This window comes from Cohnella pontilimi (assembly GCF_005049045.1).
Lineage (GTDB): Bacteria > Bacillota > Bacilli > Paenibacillales > Paenibacillaceae > Cohnella > Cohnella pontilimi.
Genome location: NZ_SUPK01000006.1, coordinates 42,323 through 60,537 on the forward strand (window position 1 = coordinate 42,323; position 18,215 = coordinate 60,537).

Here is an 18,215-nt window from a genome sequence, read left to right on the forward strand (position 1 = left end):
CTCAAGCCGAAACTCAGGTTTCCATTTGTTTCGCAGCCAATCGCTGCTGCAAAATCTGAATGATCATGAGAAAGTGTTCCGCCTCTCGCACAACGTGATCCGCTAATAACGGATCGATCACGCTGCGAATCTGGCATGTTCGAATGAATTCAAGTCCAGCACGCTTGAAATTCCGTAACTCAACCGTAGCATTTTCGCTGTCTTTATTCATCTTGGAAATAATCGGATACGTTGGCTGCTTATTATAAAGCATCGATTCAACATCCCGTGCTTGACCAAGCAAGATCTCGAAATCATCTCCGAACTTTAATGCCTGGTGCACCAAGTTCCGCTCGGATTGATCCAGCAGCGATCCGATAAAACGGGAATGCTCCATCATGATCCGCAGCCAAAATACATTTTCGCTGATAATAGCGTCTTGGATCGGTTCCATGATGCCTTGATTAAACTTCATTAGGTTTCGAACAAAGTATTCCGCTTCTCTCGCAATGTGGTCCACTAACAAGGGAAAATTAAAACCTTTAATCTTGCAATTAATGATCAGGATGAGGAGGTTGCGTTTAAAATTGCGAAGTGCCGAAACGGCCTGAATACTCTCATCATTAAGCGCTCGAACGGCCTGCACGGTTGCGGGTATGGTGTGAGATCGCTGCAACAATTGATCAAAGTAATGGAAAAATCGGTTCGCTTCCTGAATTAATCCGATGTCATCTTTGCTGAACCCCTCGCACAAAAAGAAAGAGTGCTCCTTCATGATCCGCAGCCAAAACCGATTCTCCGTGAGAGACCGTTCGATGAACAATTGCTCCGTTAAAGATTCGATCGGTGCCGCTTTTAATTCAGGCGGCAGCAAAAGCGCTCTTTGGGGATCCAACACATATTGCCCTTGTCCTGCATTTTGTTGGTACACGGCTTCCCCTCCCGATATCTACTTCTCCAATGAGCATATGAACGGAGGGCTAATCCATATTCGAAAGGGAATATTTTGTAGCTTGTATGAACGGCATATTTACACTTAACACTCATAACTTAACCTTGAGAAATTTCGATGAAAAGGAGATGCGCTATGAAAATCCCTGTTTCCGGGTTTATCGTTCACTCTGAAGATGCGGATGGGCAGCATTCGCACCAGCTGTATATCACCTCTTGGGATGGAAGGCCGGTACATGTACACGAATTTGCCGGAGTGACTTCATTTGATGTCGGCCATTCTCATCGATACGCCGGAACCACAGCTCCAGCGCCGACAGGCGTTCCACATGTGCACGAATATCGTACCGTTACTTCCTTCGATGACGGTCACACCCACGAAATTTGCGGTACCACCGGCGATGAGATTCCCCTTCCAGGCGGAGGGCATTATCACTTGTTCGAGGGATTCACCACCGTGAATGGAAGAACCCCTCACTCCCATGCTTACAGCGGTAAAACAAGTGATGAAGAGTTCTAGTCTTTCCCAATAGAATCGCCTCTGCACATACGGAATGTGTAGAGGCGTTTTTCATGATATAATTTGGGAAAAGCAACGCCGGAGGACACTTGTTATGAATGTAGTAAAAAAAATATGGAGTTGGGCTTCCACTCTCGCCATTGCATTCGTCGTTGCTTCCGTTGTAGGCATCTTTATTGTTCAGCCCTATCAGGTGGACGGCCACTCTATGGATCCGACTTTACATGACAGCGAGCGGGTTTACGTTTCGAAGCTCCCCCACACCTTCTCTTACCTCCCTGAATATGGCGACATTGTTATAATAGATAGCAGAGTAGATCGAAATCGCGGGTTGAAAGATGACGTATTGGAAAATCCGCTGATTCAGCTTTTTCGCAATACGACGGATCACGTGTTTTATATCAAAAGGGTCGTCGGAAAACCGGGTGACATTCTGGAGTTTAAAAATCACCATGTGTATCGCAACGGCGAAGAAGTCAATGAGCCGTATGTAAAGGAAATGATGTTCTTTGAGTCGGATAAGAAATGGATCGTACCGGCCGACCATATTTTTGTGATGGGGGACAACCGGAATAACAGTGAAGATAGTCGTGATATTGGCTATATTCCTCTGGACCACGTGCTCGGCAAAAAGATAATTCCGTAAAAAAACGAAATAAACGATAACAACAGGCCGGCTCAAGATGAGCCGGCCTTCTATGTTTCGGACAGGAATTAACGACCCTCTACTTGACCCAGAAACGACCGAACGACCGATATGTAGGCATCCGTTTCTTCCAAGTAACTCAAGTGCGAGCTGTTTTCGAAAACGCACATTTCGGCGCCGGGGACTAGAGACTGATAATATTGGGTCGATTCCGGAGTGGCTTCGTCGTAGCGGCCGCACAGGAAAAGCGCCGGCAATGCTATTGCAGACAAGTCTGGCGTGACATTGTACGTTTTCAAATTCCCCGTTGGATAGAATTCGGATGGTCCCCACATCGTAAGGTACACGCTGTGATTCGCCTTCTGTCGGCTTACGGACAAGACTGACGGCCTGGGGTCGAGGCGGCAAACATGCTGTCTCTCAAATACCTGCATGGCCTCCCGGTACTTTTCCGAACTCGTTGTTCCGTTTTCCTGATGTTTTTGGATGGTCTGCTGAACATCGGCGGGCAGCTGCGCGAGCAAACGATCCGCATCTTGCTTCCACCGTTCGGCGTCGAGGCAGGGGCTGGAAAAAATGATACTGTTCACACCGGCAGGTTTGCGATCAACGAGATAGGAAGCGGCCAGCATCGTCCCCCAAGAATGGCCCAAAATGTGAACCGGATTTAGATTCAGCGCTTCACGCACACACGCCAGTTCTTCCACAAATCTCTCCAGCTTCCATAAGGAGCGGTCATGAGGTCTGTTGGAATTTCCTGAACCAAGCTGATCGTAAAAAATGACGGGTCTGTCGCTCGCCAACACACCCAATGCCGCTTTGAGCGGATCGTGCGTATTTCCGGGTCCTCCATGCAGCACCAGCAGAGGAGTTCTGTCTCCCTCCCCCATTTTGCTGTACCACACCTTGCCGCCGGGCACTTCTATGAAACCTTCTTGATTTCTCACTTGGACTTCCCCCGTTCCACATACCGCTATCTGATGAGTAACTCTTACATTTTGCCCTCCTATTCATTCGGCTAAGCGCATCATTTTCCTCTCGTAAGCCAAGATAATGGAGATCATCCATCGGAACCCGGCTGGATTTACAAAGAAGAAGGCTGCCGAAGCAGCCTTCTTCTTTGTAAAAACTCTCTTGCTTATTACGGAAGCACCGTGATGCCCAAGCTTTCTCCGCCTTTACCCGGTTGAATCCCGATCAGGCTCCATGTATCGTCCGATTTTCGGACGGTTGCTTTTAATGTCCCTTCGCCAGCGCTTCCCGTTGAAGTCGCGAGCTTGAACAATACACTATAGGACAATTGATCTTGACCGGTTTTACCATCGTTGGACACCGTAAAGCTGTCTACCCAGGGGCTGGAAACTCCTGTTACCCAATTCAATGACTCGAATTGCTTGCGTGTCTTTTTCTGCAGGTCCGGCGCCAGCATGGCAAATTGCACCGCCCCGTTCCGGTTCTTGATCGCCTCAGCCCAAGTCTGAACGGCTCCCTCAGGGGATTTAGCGGCTACCCACTGATTCAAAAGCTCGATTTGACGCTGATCGGAACCTGAGTTCGGCCGATCTATCGTGACGGTTCTCGTTTCTTGATTCCAGCCTACTTTGGCACCCAAAGCTTCTCCGGCCGAGCGAATCGGCACCATGGTACGGTTTTTGATGATTTGAGGCGGGACATCAGTAGCGATCGTTTTTCCGTTTACAACCAGCTTGATGGGACTTGAAGCGAATGAAGTACTGGCAATGACAATGGCACTAGCAGCAACGACAGACACAATGAGCGGTACCCATTTCTTTTGCATGTTCGTGTTGCCTCCTCACATGTACGATAAAATCGTACGTTTTTGATCCTTTCAATGGTTTAGACGACTTAAAGTCTCAAAAGGTTGTTGATAAACAGCGGTTATTTCCGGAGACAAGGCTATCCACGGCTGCTACCTAGTAGGCAGACTAAGCTCTTATACATCGTTTATATGGATTAGCAACTACTTCCAGAAGTCGACGTCTAAATAATGTTGGAGGAATGAGCCTTCTTCGTTTTTTTGGCATTTCGTTCCGCGCCTAACATGGAGGATTAAGTCAGCTGCAATACTGACTGCGATCTCTTCGGGCCCTTCCGCGCCAATCGGAAGTCCGACGGGAGAATGGATTCTTTCAAGCAATGCTTCCTCGAGTACCAACCTTGATGTGCGAGCTTTTGGACCTAAGACACCCAAATAAAGGAGTTCAGTATCCCGTACCAAAGCGAGAAGCTCCCTGTCTTTCTGAAAATCGTGCGTCATCAGCACAACACAATCGTCCTGCCGCAGATGGAGCCCAGGAATCACTTCCTCTGGTGCGCCTACCCATCGCTGATCTGCATCAGGAAAATATTCGTATGCGCAAAAACTCGGACGCCAGTCCCAGACAATAACGTAGAAGCCGAGTCTCGCAGCCAGCTTGGAGACCGGTCTGGCGTCCTGTCCCGCACCAAGGAGAATCAGTCTTGGTTTGGGTTGATAGGTATGGATGTAGGTCTCCCCTTCTACCGCCTTCACAACGTTTACCGATTTCCCTTGCTCCAAAATAATCTTGATTTCCTTCAGCGCTTGTCTCTGCTTGTCGTCAATCGGTTCCAGCAAAATATGGATTTCTCCGTTGCAGCCGAAACCTCTTCCCCATTCGGTTTCCGTTTCCGCACTCAGGTCGTATTTGATCAGTTTCGGTGCATTCGTCCCATACATTTCACGAGCCCGCAACGCCAGATCTTCCTCTAAACAGCCTGCGGTAAGCATGCCGACCCGCTTTCCGCTCTCCATGTAGAGAGCAGCGGTTCCTTCCTTCCGGTAAGATGAACCTACAACCCGGACAATACTCGCCAGTACGCAGTATTCTTCCGATTGCTCGATAGCCTGCAAAACGGCGTGTATGGAATCCATCCCGATTACATCCCCTTTACCTTCCCTTCGAGTACAGACACGACAGCTTGCCGAATTTCTTCGTATCCGGTGCAGCGGCAAATATTAGACTGCAGCCAATCGCGGATGGTCGCCTCATCGGCTTGCGGATGTTTACTGCTAAGCGCATGGATATTCATAATAAATCCGGGCGTACAATATCCGCATTGAAAGGCAAATTTATCAACGAAAGCTTGCTGGATATCGGCGTCTCCCAACCCTTCGACAGTGACCACCGCTTGACCGGATGCTTCGGCTGCCAGCATAAGGCAAGATTTCATCGGCCACCCGTTTACCGTAACCGTGCAGGTTCCGCAATCTCCGTTTCGACATCCCGGCTTGGCTCCGGTTAAACCGAAAGTTTCCCTTAACACGTCGAGAAGAAGCTCCGGCGGCTGGACTTCCACCAAGTGCTTCTCGCCATTCAACAACAACTCGATTCTCAATTTCGCCGACTCCTCCCATCGCTACTCGCCGAGGGTGGTTAAAATATCGATCAGCACATTTTTCCAGACGATTTCCCGGTATGCCGCCGAAGCTTTCATATCGCTCAGAATGGGAGCCGGCAGCTGGCTTGCCGCCAGTCCCACCCTTTCCGCAACCGGTAATTTGCTTTCGTTCAGCAGACGTTCCAGCGCAGCGGAGCGGAATGGAAAGGCACACAGGCCGCTGAAAGCGAGCCGGATTCCCGAGTTGGTTCGGATAGCGGCAGTCGTCACAACCGGGTAATCGATTGCGGCCACTTTTCTTTTCTTGATGGAGAAATGGGGCATCGTCAAATATTGCGAATCGGTCACGGATTGTACGAGAAACTCTCCGCTGCCCAGTCGAAGAGTACCGTTAAAGATTTGACCGATGGGGATCCGGCGGGCACCGGACGGCCCTGCAATCACCAGATCGCTGTCCGTGAGCAGCAGAGGCAGAACCGCCTCTTTGTAAATGAACTGGCTGCAAATATTGCCTCCCAATGTAATCTTGTTGCGGGAGGTACGATCGGCTACGCCTGACCCCGTTTCTCCCAGCAGGGGAAATACGCGAGAATCGTAAAGCTCGGAGAGAGTCAGAGCGGAACCAACGATCAAGCTTTGATCGTTGACGGCAAGGGCACGGCATTCCGGAATATGCTTCAAATCAATCACAGCTTCCGTATAGACGAGGTTTACTCTCCCAAGCGTAATGATTTCCGTTCCTCCCGACCAATACATCGGCCTCTTTCCTTGAGCGTCCAAACGTTGAAACAAGCCGGCAGCCTCACGGATCGAAGCAGGCCGGTAATAATCGAAATTATAAGAAAACATGGGAATACCCCATTCGTGCTCTCCATACCGTTTCCGGATAGAGAGGAAGCTGATTCAGTCTCACTCCCGCTGCTCGCGACAACGCGTCCGCCAGCGCCGCCGGCATGCCGATCATCCCATGTTCACCTAATGCGCGGGCTCCGTAAGGCGCGTCCAGGCAAGGAGTTTCTATGAATTCCACGATATAGGACGGGTTTTCGTCGTAACGGAGCACACTAAAATCCCGCAGCGTAGGGTTGAGCACCATCCCTTGTTCGTTATAGTCAAATCCTTCTCGATTCGCGAAACTGAGCCCCATGGCCATCGCGCCCATCACTTGGCCGCGCGCACCTTCGGGATTCAGCACCTTGCCCGCATCATTGACGGAAATCGCCTTCATGAGCCGGTAAGAGCAATCGCGGGTATCCATCTCAATCTCCACCGCTTGAGCCCCGACATTCCATTCCGGTCCAGGTGTGCCCTCTCCGGTCACCGGGTTCAACGGATTCATTCTTCTCTGAATGTAATGTCCCCGTCCGATAATCTGCCCGCCGATCGCATTTCCGTTCGGATAAACGTATCCGTAACAAATCTCTCTTACCTCAATGTTCACGCTCGGATCAGCCCGCACGAATACCTTTTCATTTTCAAGTACGAGGTCCTCCGGATCGGCGCGAAGGACACAGGCTGCGATGTCCAGCAGTTGCCGGATCGCATCGTCGGCGGCCTTTAATACGGCACGTCCGGCCAGCAGCGTCCCCCTGCTCGCCACCGTTTTCCAATGTTCCGGCGTAGTTCGCGTATCCACCGTAAGTTTGACATGAATTCGCTCCGGGCTCATCCTCATTCTCTCAGCCAAAATTTGTGCCAGCACAGTCTTGGTACCCGTCCCGATTTCCACGACACCCGTCTCCAGGTTGATGCTGCCATCGGGGTTAAACAGGATGATGGCTCCGGAGCTGGCGTCAGTATCCATAGAGGAGTTTTTCCAAAAGCAGCTGATGCCCTTGGCACGAATCCGATACGCGTCGATTTGACGAACTTGCCAACCCTCCCACTCCGACAATATTTTTAGACGATTCAGACAAGTTTTGATGTCTCCGAGATTGCTGGGAGTCAGGAGATCCCGTGTCGGTGCCGTATCTCCGGGAACCGCGGCATTGCGGAATCGCAGCTCCCATGGATCCATTCCGAGTTTGTCGGCTAACGCGTCGATGGCTCTTTCCATCGCGAAAGTGAGCTCAGAATGACCGTACCCCCGAAAGGCCGCTGCAAAGCCATGATTCGTGTATAAGGTAAAACAATCACATGCCAGATTCGGAATTCCGTAAGGTCCCGAGCAATCGATAACTGCCGCTTTCGCCACATCGCTGGATTTGTCGTTATAGGCACCGCCGTCAAACCGATACGTGATATGCGCGGCTTTTATGTATCCGTCTAGTGTGGATCCCAGCTTCACCGTCGCATGCAGTCCGATGCGCACCGGGGCCGACGCCATGTCTTCCTCTCTCGTTAAGACGATTTTCACTTTTCGACCGCCCACGGCTTTGGAGGCCAGATACACGATAGGCTCCAAAAAAATGGCCGATTTCCCTCCGAAGGCGCCCCCTACCAGCGGAGTTTGAACGACGATCCATCCGGAGCCGATACCGAAATAATTCGCCATATATTTCTTGACGGTAAAAGGAACTTGAGAGGATGTATCGATGACGACATAGCCGTCCGGCCGAATTTCCGCAGTCGCACTGCGGGTTTCCATCGCCGCGTGATCCGAGGGCATAAACCAAACGGTATTCTCGGCGATCATTTCGCTTTCCTTCCAGCCTTTGTCGATATCTCCCTTGCGCAGCCGGTTCACGCTTGCAATATTCGTACCGGGAACCGGAACGGCGCGCCCTTCATTCTCATATTCACCCAGTTTGTCATGCAGAATCGGTGCGTCTTGCCTTAATGCATCCACCGGCGAATTGACGACCGGCAATGGCTCATACTCAACACGTATCAATTCGGCTGCCCGTTTCGCAGCCGCTTCGGTATCCGCGACGGCCACCGCCACAACTTCGCCGTAATAACGAACCTTTTCTCGCGCGATGATTGGCCGGTCTCTGATCTCTTCGCCAATCAATACATCGCTTACATCACCGGTCAAAATCGTCTTGACCCCCTGCACCTGCTTCGCTTCAGACGTATCCACACTCAATATACGTGCATGCGCGTAGGGGCTGAGGGCGAGTCTCGCATGCAGCATTCGTGCTTCAACTTTGTCCGCCGTATACATCGCGACCCCGGTAACTTTATCGAACGACTCCTTCTTGGGTACGCTTCGCCCAATCGCCTTCAATCGTTCTCACCCCGTCCCGCTCCTCCATCTCTGATTTATATGGGCAAGGAGGGGGGGGATATAACTGCGGTTCAACTTCCGGCAATTTCACTCTTCTTCGGACGGTATATCACATATTGAATTATAAGCGCCACCGCAACTCCGATGAAGGTGTCGCGGATGCGGTCGAAAGCGTAAACACCGGACTCTTTTTGCAGACTGATCACCAGGGCGACGCTTAATGCTGTTTCTCGAACCAATACTTCCTTGCGTCCGAATAGCAGGGAAATAAACCCGACCGCGACGATCAGCAGACCCAGCGACCAGCCGTTCAAAGGCATGAAGCGTACCGCCCAGGCTGTAACGTAAACGCCGAGCATGGTGCCAAGCAGACGGTAATAGGAAAATTGGAGTGATTTTCGGAACGTGGATTTCGTGCACAAGATGACGGAGACAGGGGCCAAGAACGGATGCTTGGAGCCTGCCAGCTTGGCAAGCTCCCACGCCAATGCGGAGGCGATTCCCATCATCAAGGTGACGGTACTTACTTTCATCCATTGAGGGCGGTGCTTCCCTGATGCCATTGTCAATCTGAAACCCTCCGTAACTACCCAACATGGTTACAAATAAAATGCTCCTTATCCTGCCCGTGTATGTAATTCCCGTTGGACTTACGCCCGAAGACAGAGCTACCCTCCTGTTATCTCAAGAAGCCGGCGATAGTCCTCTTCGTTGTCAATGTCCAACAAATTCCTCGGATCCGCTGTTAGGATTCTTTTTCTTTCATGTCTGTGGATGATACTTTTTGCTCCTTCATCGCCTTTAAGTTTGAGCAAATCGGAAAACAGCTTTTCGGAGAACACGACTGGCGGGGCATATATACCGTTGTATGAGGTGATCACAATATCCGTGGCCGGCTCGGCCGGATCTTCGAAAATCTCAAGCGCCGCGTTAATCATCTTCTCACTTACCAGCGGCTGATCCGCCAGCAAAATGAGAACGGCTTCCGCACCGCGTAATTCAGCTTGTAAAATTCCTTCTGAGATAGAGTGTGCCTGCCCTTTCCAAGCGTGTCGGCATGTAATTTGTGTCCATCTCGCTGCCTCCGGCTGCTTCGTGAACCTCTCGGGCATCCAACCCGGAACCGTTTCAGTTCTCGTGATGACCAAAATATGTTCGACTTTCGACCGGATGACCTCAGCAAAAGCTAGACCTCCGACAGGACCTGCTTTTGTGGGCAAGCTCAGCTTATCTCTTCCCATCCTGGAACTCATTCCCGCAGCTAAATAAATGGCCACTGTCTTCATAAGCGACTCACCCTGTATCGTCCAAGGACAGATAAAACCATACATCCGTCCCCTGGCCGGGCTGGCTTTCGAGATGGATTCCGGAAAAATCTCCGATTAACTGGACCAGCCTGCGATGCACATTCACAATTCCGATATGTCGTCCTCCCGAGAGGATATCCTTCTTCTCCAAATCGCGCCGAATGGCCACCAGACGGTCGGTGGAAATGCCATTCCCGTTGTCCCGTATTCGAACCAGGAAACGGCCCGGTTCCGGAGCGCGTTCGGCGGATATCACGACGTGAACCGTCCCATCCCGGGATTCCATACCGTGAACGACACTGTTTTCAACCAAGGGCTGCAAGGAAAACTTGACCACTTTTTGTTCGAACGCCCACTCGGGGATATCGAAGCGATACTGAAGCCGTTCCTCAAACCGGAATTTCTGGATGCTGAGATACATGTCGCATACTTCCAGCTCTTCCTTCAGGGTGACGAACGGAGAATGATTGTTCAGATTATACCGCAGCAAACGCGATAAAGCGGAAGAAAGCCGGGAAATGTCGTTCATTCCTTTTTCCAACGCCATCCCCCGGATCGTCTCGAGCGAATTGAACAGGAAATGCGGGTTCATCTGGGACTGGAGCATCTTAAGTTCGATTTGGCTCTGTCGAAGAAGCAGGTCCTTTTCTTTCAATTGCGATAAATAAACCTCCTCTACGAGCCCCTCCAGCCGCTCCACCATCCGGTTGAAGTCGAGCGTAAGCCGTCCTATTTCATCCCGCGTTTTAACGGCAGCCCGAACCTTGAGATCCCCCTGTTTGACCTGGCTCACAAACCTCTGCAGCCGCCGGATGGGCCGAACGAGGCTCGCGGCAAAGCCGGAGCCTAGCAGATAAGCCACACACAGGGTAATGATTACGGTCCCTGCAATCGTGCTGCGGATGTTGTAGACTCCCTCCAGCAGCTCTTTTTCCGGATAAGAGGTCACAATATACCATTTCAAATAAGGAGAATAACCGAAAGTCAAATATTCGCTCGTATCCGAATCCAACCTGAAGCTTCCGTATTTCTGGCCGGCCATTTGGCGAACGAGCGCAAGGCCCGATCTTTGGCCGAAGCCGGATAATCCGGGCCGATACAAGTAATACCCTTCGGCATCTACAATCGACATATAACCGGTGCGGCCAACCGTTACCTGATCCGAAATTTCCTGGATCCGCTTGAAGTTGATGTCGACGATCATCATGCCGACGGGCTCCAGTGTCAACGGATGGATGAGCCGCTTGACCATGGAGATGACCGGCTCCGAGCGGTCCCTGATCTGGATGACGCGGCTGATCAGCTTAATATCCGCATTGTGGGGAACGAAATCGTACCAATATTCCTTTTTCAAATCTTGGGTGGACTCCGAAAACGGGGTTCGATCCGTGGTAATGACCGTTTCGTTATCGAGAAATACGGAAATTCGGGAAATATCGGATCTGGAATAAGCGATTTCCTGCAGCATCTTTTTCACGGAGGCTTGCAATCCGCTGGCTTCTATTTCGGCAGCCGAGCTTTTCTGCAGCATTTCCTTCACTTCCGTCCGGTTCAGGAGCTTGATCGAATCGATTTCAAAGCCGGTGATGTAATATTCCATATTCGTCCGAACCTGCCCGATAATTTGCCAGCTGCTTTCCCTCGCCTCCCTTTCCATGATGTATGAGGATTCCCGGTAGGAAATGACGCCGACGAGCGACAAAGGAACCAGTACGAGCAGAGCGGAATAAATCAGCAGCCTTAGCATCAACGGCTGATTTCTTAGCAAAACGAGTTTTTGAACCAGGAGCCACAATCGGTTTCCCAAGCGATTCATAAAGTCCCCCTCGGGTTCTCTCTGCCTTAACCCTCAATTCGACGCCGCACCTTCGTCTCCTCTCCTACAAGCAAAAAGAGGGGGCTTCTGCGCCCCCTCCAGGTACGGGTCAGTTTCTGGCTTTGTCGATCGCATCCAGAATGGCTCCGAACTCGGCACGATATCGTTCGATCATCGGTTTCACCGCATCTTGCCAAGGCTTCAGGTCAGAGACTTCCACAATGTTCACGCCGGATTCTCTGACTTTGGCTTCTGCGTCTTTCTCGAACTTGCTCCACTCTTCTCTCTGAGTGGCGACCGAGTCCAGAGCCGCTTGTTTGATCAGCTGTTGATCTTCCGGGTTCAATTTGTCCCAGGCCAGTTTGCTGATGAGCAGCACTTCCGGCACGCGTTGATGCTGATCCAGAATCAGGTTCTTCGCTTTTTGATAATGGTTCGAGGTCAAGTAGCTCGGAAAATTGTTTTCGGCCGCGTCAATGATACCTGTTTGCAGGGCGCCGAATACTTCTCCGTACGGCATCGGCGTCGCATTCGCTCCGAGTGCGTTCATTAAATCGATATTGACCTTGTTTTGCTGTACGCGGATTTTGAGCCCCTTTAAATCCTTGATGCTGTTCAGCGGCTTGGAGGAATAGAAATTCCGGGAGCCGGAGCTGTAATAAGCCAACCCTTTCATGCGGGAAGATTCCAGACTGTCCAACAGCTTCGTGCCGTCTTCGCTATTCAGGAATTTCCACTGGTGGTCTTCGTTATCGAAAATATACGGCAAGCTGAACGCTTCATACTCCTTGTTGAAGCCCCCAAGCGCGCCGGCGCTCACCCGCGTAAATTCAATTGCGCCGAGCTGCACCTGCTCGATGACCGCTTTTTCTTCCCCCAATTGCGAGCCCGGGAACACGTCGATCGTAATGCGGCCGTTCGAACGTTCCTTCACCAGCTCCGCGAATTTTTGGTCGCCCTTCGTGGTGGGATAGTCCGCCGGGTGCGTTTCGGCCAATCGGAAGTTGTATTTCGGCCCTTCCGGCACGGCGCTGCTGGCCGGCGCCGAGCTTCCGGCCGGAGCTGAGTTGCTGGAGTTGGCGCTATTCGATTTATTACTTCCGCAAGCAGTGAGCACCAGAACGACCGCCAAGGATAGAATCGGGATGCCCTTCCACAATTTCTTCATGTAAATTCCCCTTCTCTTCTCATGAATGGTAAGACGACCTCAGTATAATTTGGAAACGCATTCATAGATACAGGAGTGATTTTAGGAATTTTTGTAACTTTTTTAGATTTTTTTATCCAATTGGCTATTACTTAAAATAATTCGGCAGCCACATGACCAGGCCGGGAATATAGGTCAGGATCAGCAGCACGATACACAACACGTAAAAGAACGGCATCATGGATTTGGTCGCTTGCGGGATCGAGATGTTGCCGATTGCCGCCCCCACGAACAGCACCGTTCCGACCGGAGGCGTCAACAGTCCGATACCCAAGTTCAGCATCAAGATGATGCCGAAATGCACGGGGTCCATGCCGATGGATGTCACGACAGGCAGCAGGATCGGCGTCATGATCATGATCAGCGGCGCCATATCCATTGGAGCGCCCAGAATAAGCAGCAGGATATTGATGATCAGCAGGATGATGATCGGATTATCCGAAATGCCCAGCATCAGATCCGTGACCATGGCCGGAACTTTCAGAAAAGCCAGCACATAGCCGAAGCTGGCGGATGCCGCAATCAAGAACATCACCATGGAAACCGTACGGAACGTGCGCTTCAGGATAACCCACATCCGGCTGACCGGCACGTCGCGGTAGATGAGAAACGTAAGAATGAAGGCGTATAAGCAAGCCAGCGCCCCGCTTTCCGACGCGGTAAACCATCCGGTGAAAATGCCGCCGAGAATAATGACTGCGGTCATCATCGAGGCAAGTCCGTCGAAAACAATTTTGGGAACATTGCGCCATGCAATGAGTTCCCCTTTCTGGTAGCCCCGCCTCACCGAAGTAACATAGCTGGTGATCATAAGGGAAATGCACAGAAGTATCCCCGGTACAATCCCGGCCAGAAACAGGCTGGCGACCGATACGCTGCCTCCGGCGGCCAGCGAATAGAGCACCAAATTGTGGCTTGGCGGCACGACAACGCCCTGAATCGCCGATGAGATGGTCACTCCGACGGAATAGTCCGTGTCGTAACCTTTCTTCTTCATCATCGGGATCATGACGGAACCAACCGACGAAACATCGGCCACCGCCGAGCCTGAAATATTGCCGAAAAAGAGACAAGCCACGTTGTTTACCATGGCCAATCCGCCCCGTATGGAGCCGACAAACACCTGCGCGAGATTGATGAGCCGAAGCGCCATTTTCCCCTCGCTCATGATCTGTCCCGCTAAAATAAAAAACGGAATCGCCAGCAGCGACAATGTGCTGATTCCTTGCAGCATCGTTTGTCCCACCACGGCAAGAGGCACGTGCAAATACAGGAGTGTAAGAATAGAAGAGCCTGCCAGCGTCAAAGAGATGGGGAAGCGAAGCAGTACGAGACCGACAAAGCTAATGACCAATATCCAAATTGCCGTTGCATTATCCATTATTCGTGCTCGCCCCCCATGCCGTGATGCCTGCTCGTGTCCGCGCCGAACAGCTGCAAAGCTGAATACACACAGGTTAAAACGCCCGTGATCGGCATGATGACGTATACGATACTGCTGGGAAGATCGGTGGCGGACAGGCGCGATTCATTCATAAGCTTCGTAAAACTCCATCCGTAATAGACCAAGTAGCCTCCGAACGCGAAGATGGACAAGTAGATGATTTTGTCCAACACTTGGTTCACCGGCTTGGGAAGCTTCTCCGTAAAGGAATCGATGCCGAGGTGGAGTTTTTCCCGAAAGCCGATGGCAATGCCCAAGAAGGAAAAATAAGCCAGTAAAATCAAAATGGTTTCTTCTCCCCAAGGAAAGACGTAGTTGAGCAGCTTCCGCGTGAATACTTGAATCGTTACGAGAATGATGATCGCTAAAAGACTGATCAACGCGAACGATTCCACGAACGTGTCGATTGCCAGCCATACCTTTTTCAACCGCTTCAAAAACTCCCCTCCTGTATGCAGACGTCTTCCAAATCTTTGCAATTTGCACTTCATTATAGCGCTTACATTTAGGGTTTCGTAACGACAGCCGTTTTAGATTTTTTTGTAATTTTTTTAGATATTTCTCGTTAAAAAAACCGCCTTGAAAAGGCGGTTCGGGCTAAAAACTTATCGGTCCGGGATCTGGATTGCCATTAGAACCAGTCGGCGTATCCGAGCTTCCGTAAATGGTCTTCGGAGGTTTTCAAGCAATCGAACGGATCTCGTCCATACATTTTCGGGGGTCATCGGAATTTGCGACACCTCCACGCTGCGGTATCCGAGTTCCCTGACCTTTCTCATCGTCTCGTAAACGCCCAGCTCTTCGACCTTTCCTTTAAGCATCATCATTTGGACGCCCGCTTTTGAAAGCGGGTTCAATCTATTGCAGTTTCAATGTTACGGCATTTCCTCACACCGAGTCACCGAACAATTTTTCGCTTTCAAAAATATTTATTCTTTATTACGATACCATGAGGTCTTTTTTTATGTCTATCGTGAGGGGAACCGTTTCCTTGACATTTTCGCTGTTTAGAAGTAAGTTGATAAAAATTCATATGAAGGTTTTCTAGGGTTCCGCGGTATAGATGCTGGTCTGGTCCGAGAGAAAACGCACAGCCGGCCGGCTGTGACACGGAAGGATAAAAGCCTGGGAGATGGACTGCGTAATCGCGGTTTATTTCTTGGGCTTATTATTTTTTCATTAGAGGAGGACATCATTTTGAACAAGGCATGGATATCGGTTGTGATTGCGGCTATTTTCGAAGTGGGCTGGGTCATTGGTTTAAAACATGCAGGTAACTATTGGGAATGGGGAGGAACGATAATCGCTATTTTTATCAGCTTTTATTTGATGATTATGGTGTCGCGTTCCCTACCCGTGGGCACAGTCTATGCAGTGTTCGTCGGCCTGGGGACAGCGGGAACGGTCATAGCTGAGATCCTCTTGTTCGATGCGAAAGTTCATGTTTCAAAAATAGCGTTAATCCTATTGTTACTCATCGGCGTCATGGGCTTGAAATTGCTTAGTCAAGAGAAGGGTGAGGCGAGAAACGGATGAATTGGTTTTTTTTGATTTTGGCAGGCGTATTCGAAATGACCGGAGTAGCACTCATTAACAAATTCAACAAAACACGAAATTGGAAGTCCTTTCTCTTAATGACAATAGGTTTTGCTCTCAGTTTCGCATTCTTGTCGTTAGCAATGATAACCTTACCTATGGGAACGGCTTATGCTGTATGGACGGGAATCGGCGCTTCGGGCGGTGCAATACTCGGAATGGTACTTTACAATGAATCCCGAAGCTTGCTTCGGATTGTATGCATTGGCTTGGTCCTAACCTCCGCAGTCGGTTTGAAACTGGTCAGTTAAAAAACAAAAACAGCGGCGCATTCCGGATGGAATGCCCGCCGTACGCCACGATATCAAATTCTCCAATGATGCCTAAGCTTTGTATCCGAAATATCTCCTGATCAAGTCAACAAAAGCATGGACGAACGACTGAAGGAACTTAACAGTCCCTTCGTCTTTCAACTTGCCGTTTTCATCCAACAGATCGGCGACATTCCCGATATAAGCCTCCGGTTGTTGGAGTATGGGCATATTTAAGAAGACCAGCGGTTGGCGCAAATGTGTCTCATATCCATCAGGGAAAAGAGCGGCTGTATTCACTGCGAGTTTTTTTGAAAAGGACTCTTTTCTCAAGCTGCCCACCAAAACACCAACTTTTGTCACTAGATTTTACCTCCTAGGTTTCGTTATCAGCATTTCATTAATTTACCCAAATCCCATTGCCAGATTCAAAAGTTGTACGGATCCTTTACTCTGAAAAATTTTCCATTCATGAGTTTGCATATCCCCTTCAAAATGGAAGCAAATTACTGCCAAAGCAAACCATTGCTATTTGATGACTAGGAGGTTCCCGGTTCATGAAAAAAATGACAAGAAGGGCTTTCGCTGCGGCCTTCCTTATCCTGATATTCCTTATACCATTGCCGGTCCAAGCCCAAGTGATACACGAAGTTAAGTCTGGGGACACATTAACTAAAATTTCGAAGCAATATGGCTTCGATGTTAAGGCTGTTGCCAGATTAAATGGACTTAAAACTAACGCAAGATTGGTCGTCGGGCAAGCGATCTTGCTGCAAGGTTCCACCTACGTTGTTCAACCGGGGGACAGTATTTGGGAAATCGCAAAACGTCATTCACTGACCGAAAACCAAATCAAGAAGGCCAACCATCTGAAAAATCTGGTCATTAAACCGGGACAAAGGTTAACCATTCCCCGCCCTCCAAAGTTAGATGTATGGACAGGTACATACTACCTCCCTAAAGATAAGCAGGGTAACGAATGGATGATCGGCAATTATCAGAAGACGTTGTCCGGTCTTTTCGTTTTCGAGTATCGTCCTCAGTTTGACGGTACATTAATGGAACTGTCGGAAAACGAAACCCATAAAATCGCCTGGCGAAAAGGACTAACGCCTTACGCTACGATCACCAATCTTGACGAGAAGGTCGGTTTTAATCCTGAATTGGCCCATCGTCTTATCTCAAAAAAGCAGCTTCGCAAACAATTTATCAACAATATCTACCAGGTCCTGCACACTCACGATTATAAAGGAGTTGTTATAGATTTCGAGCAAGTCAGGCCCGGTGACCGAGATCACTTGAACCGATTTTTAAAAGAGTTATCCCAAAAACTTCATAAAGCGAATATGGAAGTCATGATCGCCGTCCCCCCAAAGGAAGGGAACAACATTCCTTCTTACTCCGCCGGATATGATTACAAAGCGATAGGTAAGTATGTAGATCGCATCTTCATCATGACATACGATTGGCATTGGCCCGGGGGTCCTTCCGGTCCGATTGCCCCCATCGATCGCGTAAAGGCTACGCTTGATTATGCGGTCTCCGTTACCCCCAGATCCAAGCTTATGATGGGTATTCCCCAATACGCTTACGATTGGACTCTTTCAGGAGAGAAAAGGCAGGGAAAGGCATACTCAACGCAAAAAGCCATCGACATCTATATAGAACATGAAAGTGCAGTCCAATATCATGAGGATTTTGCCGCACCGACATTTCGTTATGTGGATAAAGAAGGATTGCTGCACGAGGTTTGGTTCGAGGATGCCCGAAGCTTATTGGCCAAGTTCCGCCTTGTGAAAACATATGGACTTGCGGGAATGGGCTGCTGGCATCTCGGTTTAACGACGCCGCAAACCGAGGAAATATTGCTTGAGGAATTCCGAATCCATTAAAAACCGTTAGGGCTTGTCCATAACAAGAAGCCGCCAGCCTCTAAAGGAGGATAAGC

19 protein-coding genes and 1 riboswitch are annotated in these 18,215 nt (G+C 49.9%); of the genes, 5 read left to right on the forward strand and 14 right to left on the reverse strand.

Features of this window, described 5'->3' with window-relative positions; genetic code table 11:
- Positions 1–13: 13 nt before the first annotated feature.
- Positions 14–910, reverse strand: a complete 897-nt coding sequence (locus E5161_RS12805) for a DUF2935 domain-containing protein (protein WP_136778223.1) — start codon at positions 908–910, stop codon at positions 14–16.
- Between the two features lie 156 nt (positions 911–1,066).
- Between E5161_RS12805 and E5161_RS12810 the strand changes: the two genes are divergently transcribed.
- Together E5161_RS12810 and lepB are read left to right on the forward strand one after the other, a co-directional pair.
- The gene (locus E5161_RS12810; RefSeq protein WP_136778224.1) at positions 1,067–1,450 is read left to right on the forward strand and encodes a YmaF family protein; all 384 of its coding nucleotides are present in this window, start codon (positions 1,067–1,069) and stop codon (positions 1,448–1,450) included.
- A gap of 94 nt (positions 1,451–1,544) precedes the next feature.
- Positions 1,545–2,096, forward strand: coding sequence for a signal peptidase I (gene lepB / locus E5161_RS12815; RefSeq protein WP_136778225.1), 552 nt, complete (start codon positions 1,545–1,547; stop codon positions 2,094–2,096).
- 68 nt (positions 2,097–2,164) lie between these two features.
- On the opposite strand, the gene E5161_RS12820 is transcribed toward lepB, so the two are convergent.
- From E5161_RS12820 to E5161_RS12875, 12 genes are all read right to left on the reverse strand, one after another.
- Complete coding sequence (locus E5161_RS12820) at positions 2,165–3,043, reverse strand: proline iminopeptidase-family hydrolase (RefSeq protein ID WP_136778226.1); 879 nt, start codon at positions 3,041–3,043, stop codon at positions 2,165–2,167.
- A gap of 194 nt (positions 3,044–3,237) precedes the next feature.
- A complete protein-coding gene (locus E5161_RS12825) occupies positions 3,238–3,894 on the reverse strand; it encodes a copper amine oxidase N-terminal domain-containing protein (protein WP_136778227.1) in 657 nt (218 codons plus the stop codon).
- Positions 3,895–4,077: 183 nt separating this feature from the next.
- Positions 4,078–5,010 (reverse strand): XdhC family protein, encoded by a 933-nt coding sequence (locus E5161_RS12830; RefSeq protein WP_136778228.1) that lies wholly within the window; start codon positions 5,008–5,010, stop codon positions 4,078–4,080.
- Positions 5,011–5,015: 5 nt separating this feature from the next.
- Complete coding sequence (locus tag E5161_RS12835; RefSeq protein ID WP_136778229.1) at positions 5,016–5,474, reverse strand: (2Fe-2S)-binding protein; 459 nt, start codon at positions 5,472–5,474, stop codon at positions 5,016–5,018.
- Positions 5,475–5,495: 21 nt separating this feature from the next.
- Positions 5,496–6,326, reverse strand: a complete 831-nt coding sequence (locus E5161_RS12840; RefSeq protein WP_136778230.1) for an FAD binding domain-containing protein — start codon at positions 6,324–6,326, stop codon at positions 5,496–5,498.
- Positions 6,313–8,583: a xanthine dehydrogenase family protein molybdopterin-binding subunit gene (locus E5161_RS12845; RefSeq protein WP_136778503.1), complete on the reverse strand. Its 2,271-nt coding sequence runs from the start codon at positions 8,581–8,583 to the stop codon at positions 6,313–6,315. Before E5161_RS12845 ends, E5161_RS12840 begins: the two co-directional genes overlap by 14 nt.
- 134 nt (positions 8,584–8,717) lie before the next feature.
- Positions 8,718–9,209, reverse strand: coding sequence for an FUSC family protein (locus tag E5161_RS12850; RefSeq protein ID WP_246042249.1), 492 nt, complete (start codon positions 9,207–9,209; stop codon positions 8,718–8,720).
- A gap of 105 nt (positions 9,210–9,314) precedes the next feature.
- Entirely contained in the window at positions 9,315–9,932 is a 618-nt protein-coding gene (locus E5161_RS12855; RefSeq protein ID WP_169306686.1) for a nucleotidyltransferase family protein, read from the reverse strand.
- A gap of 7 nt (positions 9,933–9,939) precedes the next feature.
- Entirely contained in the window at positions 9,940–11,769 is a 1,830-nt protein-coding gene (locus tag E5161_RS12860) for a sensor histidine kinase (protein ID WP_136778233.1), read from the reverse strand.
- Positions 11,770–11,878: 109 nt separating this feature from the next.
- Entirely contained in the window at positions 11,879–12,937 is a 1,059-nt protein-coding gene (locus tag E5161_RS12865; RefSeq protein WP_136778234.1) for a TRAP transporter substrate-binding protein, read from the reverse strand.
- A 127-nt stretch (positions 12,938–13,064) separates the two neighbouring features.
- Complete coding sequence (locus tag E5161_RS12870) at positions 13,065–14,357, reverse strand: TRAP transporter large permease (RefSeq protein ID WP_136778235.1); 1,293 nt, start codon at positions 14,355–14,357, stop codon at positions 13,065–13,067.
- Entirely contained in the window at positions 14,357–14,857 is a 501-nt protein-coding gene (locus E5161_RS12875; RefSeq protein WP_136778236.1) for a TRAP transporter small permease, read from the reverse strand. Before E5161_RS12875 ends, E5161_RS12870 begins: the two co-directional genes overlap by 1 nt.
- Before the next feature lie 596 nt (positions 14,858–15,453).
- A riboswitch (guanidine-I (ykkC/yxkD leader) is annotated at positions 15,454–15,554 on the forward strand.
- Between the two features lie 63 nt (positions 15,555–15,617).
- Between E5161_RS12875 and E5161_RS12885 the strand changes: the two genes are divergently transcribed.
- Positions 15,618–15,956, forward strand: coding sequence for a DMT family transporter (locus tag E5161_RS12885; RefSeq protein ID WP_136778237.1), 339 nt, complete (start codon positions 15,618–15,620; stop codon positions 15,954–15,956).
- Positions 15,953–16,267, forward strand: coding sequence for a DMT family transporter (locus E5161_RS12890; protein WP_136778238.1), 315 nt, complete (start codon positions 15,953–15,955; stop codon positions 16,265–16,267). Before E5161_RS12885 ends, E5161_RS12890 begins: the two co-directional genes overlap by 4 nt.
- Before the next feature lie 72 nt (positions 16,268–16,339).
- Here the strand turns inward: E5161_RS12890 and E5161_RS12895 are convergent, their stop codons facing one another.
- A complete protein-coding gene (locus E5161_RS12895; RefSeq protein ID WP_136778239.1) occupies positions 16,340–16,630 on the reverse strand; it encodes an NAD(P)H-dependent oxidoreductase in 291 nt (96 codons plus the stop codon).
- 194 nt (positions 16,631–16,824) lie between these two features.
- Between E5161_RS12895 and E5161_RS12900 the strand changes: the two genes are divergently transcribed.
- Positions 16,825–18,159 (forward strand): glycoside hydrolase family 18 protein, encoded by a 1,335-nt coding sequence (locus E5161_RS12900; RefSeq protein WP_246042220.1) that lies wholly within the window; start codon positions 16,825–16,827, stop codon positions 18,157–18,159.
- Positions 18,160–18,215: the final 56 nt, after the last annotated feature.

Excerpts from the sequence above, each read along its gene's own strand:
- E5161_RS12860 (WP_136778233.1), bottom strand. The coding sequence starts at position 11,769 with ATGAATCGCTTGGGAAACCGATTGTGGCTCCTGGTTCAAAAACTCGTT.
- E5161_RS12825 (WP_136778227.1), bottom strand. The coding sequence starts at position 3,894 with ATGCAAAAGAAATGGGTACCGCTCATTGTGTCTGTCGTTGCTGCTAGT.
- E5161_RS12810 (WP_136778224.1), top strand. The coding sequence starts at position 1,067 with ATGAAAATCCCTGTTTCCGGGTTTATCGTTCACTCTGAAGATGCGGAT.
- E5161_RS12850 (WP_246042249.1), bottom strand. The coding sequence starts at position 9,209 with ATGGCATCAGGGAAGCACCGCCCTCAATGGATGAAAGTAAGTACCGTC.
- E5161_RS12900 (WP_246042220.1), top strand. The coding sequence starts at position 16,825 with ATGAAAAAAATGACAAGAAGGGCTTTCGCTGCGGCCTTCCTTATCCTG.
- E5161_RS12870 (WP_136778235.1), bottom strand. The coding sequence starts at position 14,357 with ATGGATAATGCAACGGCAATTTGGATATTGGTCATTAGCTTTGTCGGT.
- E5161_RS12845 (WP_136778503.1), bottom strand. The coding sequence starts at position 8,583 with ATGTATACGGCGGACAAAGTTGAAGCACGAATGCTGCATGCGAGACTC.
- lepB (WP_136778225.1), top strand. The coding sequence starts at position 1,545 with ATGAATGTAGTAAAAAAAATATGGAGTTGGGCTTCCACTCTCGCCATT.
- E5161_RS12855 (WP_169306686.1), bottom strand. The coding sequence starts at position 9,932 with ATGAAGACAGTGGCCATTTATTTAGCTGCGGGAATGAGTTCCAGGATG.
- E5161_RS12890 (WP_136778238.1), top strand. The coding sequence starts at position 15,953 with ATGAATTGGTTTTTTTTGATTTTGGCAGGCGTATTCGAAATGACCGGA.
- E5161_RS12840 (WP_136778230.1), bottom strand. The coding sequence starts at position 6,326 with ATGTTTTCTTATAATTTCGATTATTACCGGCCTGCTTCGATCCGTGAG.
- E5161_RS12865 (WP_136778234.1), bottom strand. The coding sequence starts at position 12,937 with ATGAAGAAATTGTGGAAGGGCATCCCGATTCTATCCTTGGCGGTCGTT.
- E5161_RS12830 (WP_136778228.1), bottom strand. The coding sequence starts at position 5,010 with ATGGATTCCATACACGCCGTTTTGCAGGCTATCGAGCAATCGGAAGAA.